This is a genomic window from Roseibium sediminis, assembly GCF_008711325.1.
GTDB lineage: Bacteria > Pseudomonadota > Alphaproteobacteria > Rhizobiales > Stappiaceae > Roseibium > Roseibium sediminis.
In genome coordinates, this window is the sequence record NZ_VXDB01000058.1 from 1 (window position 1) to 5,559 (window position 5,559).

The window sequence follows — 5,559 nt, forward strand, 5'->3', positions numbered from 1 at the left end:
TTCTCGCCTCTGTCCAACTCGCTTCAATCCGCATCTGGCTGCGAACTTATGAGTCTGTTGCATAAAGTTGCAATTGCGGTATGACTTCCGGCGAAGATGGAGGCCTCCCGCAAATCTTATATTGGCCAGTTCCGTGACCGACTGGGCAAAATTCCTACCGCCAAGCCGGTATAAGTTCTTCCAATTTTGAAGAATTCTGTACAGTTTTGGTTGAGATGGCGAGCAATATTGTGACCGAGGTATGGTATTGCTCGATTATGGCATAAGCGCAATGGCCCCAATGATGATGATCTAAACGCGCTATTGAGGACTGTGCCACATCCACATCGTCTTCGACAACGCCTGTCACAGGCCACAAAGTCGGTATAGAAGTAATTGTTTAGGCTAGAAATCCGCATCGGAATGTTTTAATCCCAACGTATTTGCCCCAGAGAATTTTAGGTTGCCAAGTCAATGAGTTATAGCGACAAGAATAACAAGGAGAGAAGTTGAATGCGTGTACTGGTCACCGGCGGCACCGGGTTCATCGGCTCAGCTGTCTGCCGTTATTTGGTCGGCACCTGCTGCGATGTTGTGCTGAATATCGACAAGCTGACTTATGCCGCCCATCCAGCGTCACTCGCCGAGGTCGACGGTTCTCTTGGCTATCAATTCATCCAAGCCGACATCTGTGACCGGGCCGCAATGGATCGTGCCTTCGCTGAGTTCCGCCCTGAGGGCGTTATTCACCTAGCGGCTGAGAGCCACGTCGACCGATCGATCACCGGCTCGGCTGAGTTCATGCAAACCAACATTATGGGCACCTTTACTCTGCTGGAAGCGGCACGGCAATACTGGCTCGCGCTAGATCCCGATGCAAGGGCAGCATTCCGCTTCCTGCACGTCTCTACCGACGAGGTTTATGGCTCCCTAGGCGCTGACGGTTTGTTCGAGGAGACTACCGCTTACGACCCATCCTCGCCTTATTCGTCCAGCAAGGCGGCGAGCGACCATCTGGTAATCGCTTGGCACCGCACATATGGTTTCCCAGGTCTGATCTCGAACTGCTCTAATAACTACGGACCTTGCCAATTTCCGGAGAAGCTGATCCCGCTTATGATCCTTAACGCCCTGCACGGCAAGGAGTTACCGGTTTACGGCGACGGTGGCAACATTCGTGATTGGCTCTATGTAGATGATCACGCCAAGGCACTGCGACTCATACTGACCAGTGGCAACTTGGGAGAGAAGTATAACGTTGGCGGTCGCAATGAGCGCACCAATTTGCAGGTCGTGAAAACCATCTGTGCGTTGATGGATGAGCTTCATCCTGCAGGTGCGCCGCACGACCGACTGATCACCTATGTCATCGACCGACCGGGCCATGACCGACGCTACGCGATCAATGCCGACAAGCTGGAGCGAGAGCTTGGCTGGGTAGCAGTGGAGGATTTCGACAGCGGTATCCGCAAGACCGTCGAGTGGTACCTAGGGCACCGCGACTGGTGGCTGCCGCTAACCGATACAGTTTATCAGGGGCAGCGCTTGGGACTACTCAATAGCATTGTTAATGGTCGGAGCTAACGGCGGGCGAAAGCAAACATGAAAATTCTGGTTACCGGTCGCGATGGACAGTTAGCGCGCTCCCTCACCGAAATAGCGAAGGGCGAAGCCTTTGAACTTGTCGCGGTTGGACGCCCCACTCTCGATCTTGTGGGGCATGACACAATACAGAAGGCATTGGAAGTGCTGCAACCAGACCTTGTCATAAATGCCGCCGCTTACACCGCTGTCGACACAGCCGAGAGCGAGTGCGCCACAGCGGTCGCTGTGAATTGCAATGGTGCCGGTGCATTGGCGGCACATTGCGCCGAGCACGACATTCCAATCATCCATATTTCTACGGATTACGTCTTTGATGGCAGCAAGACCATGCCATACATCGAGACCGATCCGGTCAACCCACTTGGTATATATGGTCATTCGAAGCTCGAAGGCGAGCGTCAGGTGGCAGCCGCAAATCCTAGGCACATCATCCTGCGGACTGCTTGGGTTTACAGTGCTTTCGGGAGTAATTTCGTCAAGACCATGTTGCGGCTCGCTGTGACCCGCGAAGAGATCAGCGTTGTTGCTGATCAGGTCGGCAACCCAACCTACGCCCCGCATCTCGCAACCGCAATTCTAAACCTTGCGACGCATTTGAACATACACAATGATGAGGACCGCTGGGGAATATATCACTGCGCCGGAACAGGCGATACGACTTGGTATGCCTTCGCCCGCGAGATATTCGAGCGATCCACCGAACAGGGTCTCAAGGTTCCGCGCGTATGCGCAATCACCTCAGCCGACTATCCAACGTTGGCAAGGCGACCTGAAAATTCACGCCTCGATTGCCACAAGCTCGAAGCGGTGTTCGGCATTCGACTACCCGAGTGGAAGCAAGGTGTACGGGAGTGTCTCGCACGCCTCCTCACAGCGACATAACCGGAAATATATATTTTCGTGCGAGAAGCCAAAGCGATAGTATAATTGTCAATATTTGAGATGCACTATCCGCAGTTGCGTAGCATTCATACCTTCCTCGACAGGGCCCACTCCTAACATACTAACCCGTCTTATTCATGAGCTGTCAGGTTTCTGGTGGGCAAGACCGGGACATGGTGGACCGTTTCGTCTGTTTCACCGCGGTTGATCTGGAACTTTGTGTCACGCGTTTGATGTTGAAGGGGGTGGGCTTGGGGGCGTCAGCGTCCCGGCTTTCATGGTGAGCCGGTGTTAAGGCGCCCGCGAGGTGTCGGAAGATCTCGGCTTTGCGCAGTGTGAGCATCAACCAGTAGGCTGCGGTGTGCAGGATAAGGCGGACCTGGTTGGCTCTTGTGCATCTTGATCAGGTTCTCGGCCTGACCGCGAGCGCAGACGCGGCGTTCCACCTTCCAGGATTTCGCCCCGTACCGGGTGTCGGCATAGCCGCGCAGCACCGGCTTATTTTCAAGGGCGCGGCGTGTGCGGATATCGTCGGCGGTCTCTTCGACGAGACGCTTGAGAATCTTGTTGCCGGCGAAGCCGAACAGATAGTCGATGCCGTTTTCTCGCACCATTGCATGACTTGGGTCTTGCCATAATGGCTGTCACCGCGGATCAGGATGCGGGTTGTCGGCCACACGCGCCGGATCATCCGGATAAGGCGGCACAGATAGCTGCGGACCTCCTTGCCGGACGGTGTCTTGCCGGGACGCAGGATCACGGCGAAGGGCCGACCTGTGTCGTCGATGTCACCGCTGTCCGGTTTAAATTGGGTTTAGGGTAAGCGTCCGGTGACACTCTCTTTTCGATTTTGTGTCTTTGGCTGAAGTTACGGAATTAGATATGCCATTAATTCGGTAGCGAAGGTGACCGATGGGTCGGGTTGAGATTTTAACGGGCCGAGAGCGGCGGCGCATTTGGTCGGATGATCAGAAGCTGACCATTCTTGAAGAGGTTGCGACCAGCGGCCTAACGGTTGCGGATGTTGCTCGGCGGCATGATGTTCTGCCGCAACAGATTTACGCTTGGCGCCGCAAATTTGTGCAAGACCAGAGGGAGCATTTGCAGGAACCGTGTTTTCTGCCGGTGACGCTGGTAGCAAGCGAGGCCGAGAGACATGGTCAAGCACTGGAAGAAGAGGCTGTCCGGAAGCCGGCTCTGAAGAAGGCTGCACGAATGGGGCGGATTGAGATCCGCTGCAAGGGCGGCCGTGTGCTGAAGGTGGATTCCGGGCTGGACCCTTTGATGCTGCAAGGACTGATCCGCTCGGTGGAAGAGGCACGATCGCGCCTGGATCGAACGTGCGGGTGTATCTGGCCTGCGGGGTAACAGACATGCGCAAGGGGATTTCCGGCCTATCGGCCCTGGTGCAGGAGGTTCTGCGTCAAAAGCCGGCGTCGGGCGCGGTGTTTGCCTTCTGGGGGCGGCGTGGCGACCGGATAAAACCAGCTTTTCCATGAGGATAAGGTTGGCTGAACTCAAGCAAATCAGCTAAGAAATTGGCCATGAGTTCCACTGTTGCCAGCCTTCCCGACGACATTTATGCCTTGCGTGCGCTATGTGCCCGGCAGGCGGAGGAATTGGCCAGGCAGAGCGGGCAACTTCAAGCGCGCGACAGCCTGATCGACAAGCTGAAGGAGCAGCTGGCGGTTTTACGCCGCGCACGCTTTGGTAAGTCTTCTGAGAAAATCGACCGCGACATCGCGCAGTTGGAACTGGCACTGGAGGAAATCGAAGCGGCTGAGGCGGGACTGCCTTTTGAGGCTCCAGCCGGTCGCGTCGAAGCGCCGAAAACCAAGCCTGTACGTCAGCCGTTGCCGGACCACCTGCCGCGACACGAGATCGTCCACGATCTGGGGGAGCGTTCCTGCCCATGCTGTGGCGGGCGTGACTTCCTCAAAAGCGGAAGGGGCGTGACCGAGGTTCTGGACTACGTCCCCGCGTCCTTCCGTGTTGTGCGCCATGTCCAGCCGCGCTTTGTGTGCAAGGGTTGCGACACGGAGATCACCGCGTCCATGCCGTCGTTGCCGATCGAGCGCGGCAAGCCCGGCCCAGGCCTGATCGCACATGTGCTGACGGCTAAATATTGCGATCAACTGCCGCTCTATCGCCAATCGGAGATTTACGCCCGCGAAGGCGTTGAACTAGCCCGCTCGACCATGGCTGATTGGGTCGGCAAGGCGAGCGTATTGATGGCACCGTTGATCGAGACCCTGCGCGATCATGTCTTTGCTGGAGACCGTTTGCACGGGGACGACACACCGGTTCCGGTGCTGGCGCCCGGCCCGCGTGCCAAAGGCACGCAAAACGATAGATCTGCCGGTTTGACCGGCAAGGGCAAGACGAAGACCGGCAGATTGTGGACCTATGTCCGCGATGGGCGGCCCTGTGGATCCGAAACACCGCCGGCAGTCTGTTACTTCTACAGCCCGGACCGCAAGGGCGAACATCCTCAAGGACATTTGAAGGACTTCCGTGGCGTACTTCATGCCGACGGTTATGCGGGGTTCTAGGAGCTCTATGAGGCAAAGGAGCCGGAAGGACCGCCGAAGGTTCTGGAAGCGGCCTGTATGGCTCATGTCCGCCGCAAGTTCTTCGACCTTACGGGGAATGGTCCGGCACCGATCGCCGAGGAAGCCTTGCAACGGATCGGGGCTATGTACGATATCGAAAAAGCCATCCGGGGATCACCGCCTGACGAACGTCTGAACATCCGCCGGTCGAAGAGCAAACCGGTGTTCGAGGCTTTGCAAAAGTGGCTGATGGCGCGCCTTGCCGAGGTATCCGGGAAGTCCAGTACGGCGGAGGCGATCCGCTATGCCCTGAACCGCTGGCAGGCCCTCGGGCGGTTCCTTGAGGACGGCACCATCGAGATCGACAACAATGCGGCTTAGCGTTCCATCCGCCCGATTGCGCTTGGGCGCAAGAACTGGCTGTTCGCCGGATCGGACAAAGGCGGCGAACGGGCCGCCGGCATCCTGTCGCTGATCGAGACCGCCGGGACTATTCTGAATTTTGTGCTCTGGCGTGTTAGCTCTCGGATGAGGAGACCCG

General features: G+C 56.8%; 4 protein-coding genes and 2 pseudogenes. 5 read left to right on the forward strand and 1 reads right to left on the reverse strand.

From position 1 onward, the window contains the following. Positions 1-492: 492 nt before the first annotated feature. Positions 493-1,563 carry a dTDP-glucose 4,6-dehydratase gene (gene rfbB, locus F0155_RS22870; RefSeq protein WP_150526885.1) on the forward strand — a complete coding sequence of 357 codons (1,071 nt, stop codon included), beginning with the start codon at positions 493-495 and terminating at the stop codon, positions 1,561-1,563. Positions 1,564-1,581: 18 nt separating this feature from the next. Beyond that, positions 1,582-2,466, forward strand: coding sequence for a dTDP-4-dehydrorhamnose reductase (gene rfbD / locus F0155_RS22875; protein ID WP_150526886.1), 885 nt, complete (start codon positions 1,582-1,584; stop codon positions 2,464-2,466). Positions 2,467-2,788: 322 nt separating this feature from the next. On the opposite strand, the pseudogene F0155_RS22880 reads toward rfbD, so the two are convergent. Beyond that, positions 2,789-3,244 (reverse strand): annotated as a pseudogene (locus F0155_RS22880) (transposase); the annotation flags it as partial. 134 nt (positions 3,245-3,378) lie between these two features. Between F0155_RS22880 and tnpA the strand changes: the two are divergent. From tnpA to tnpC, 3 genes and pseudogenes are all read left to right on the forward strand, one after another. Continuing rightward, positions 3,379-3,834: an IS66-like element accessory protein TnpA gene (gene tnpA / locus F0155_RS22885; RefSeq protein ID WP_150526887.1), complete on the forward strand. Its 456-nt coding sequence runs from the start codon at positions 3,379-3,381 to the stop codon at positions 3,832-3,834. A 5-nt stretch (positions 3,835-3,839) separates the two neighbouring features. Then, entirely contained in the window at positions 3,840-3,965 is a 126-nt protein-coding gene (gene tnpB / locus F0155_RS24155) for an IS66 family insertion sequence element accessory protein TnpB (RefSeq protein ID WP_204934597.1), read from the forward strand. Positions 3,966-4,010: 45 nt separating this feature from the next. Further along, a pseudogene (gene tnpC / locus F0155_RS22895) lies at positions 4,011-5,559 on the forward strand (IS66 family transposase); the annotation flags it as partial.

What these genes read in the sequence shown, in the direction of transcription:
- rfbB (WP_150526885.1), top strand. Translation starts at nt 493, where the DNA reads ATGCGTGTACTGGTCACCGGCGGCACCGGGTTCATCGGCTCAGCTGTC.
- tnpA (WP_150526887.1), top strand. Translation starts at nt 3,379, where the DNA reads ATGGGTCGGGTTGAGATTTTAACGGGCCGAGAGCGGCGGCGCATTTGG.
- tnpB (WP_204934597.1), top strand. Translation starts at nt 3,840, where the DNA reads ATGCGCAAGGGGATTTCCGGCCTATCGGCCCTGGTGCAGGAGGTTCTG.
- rfbD (WP_150526886.1), top strand. Translation starts at nt 1,582, where the DNA reads ATGAAAATTCTGGTTACCGGTCGCGATGGACAGTTAGCGCGCTCCCTC.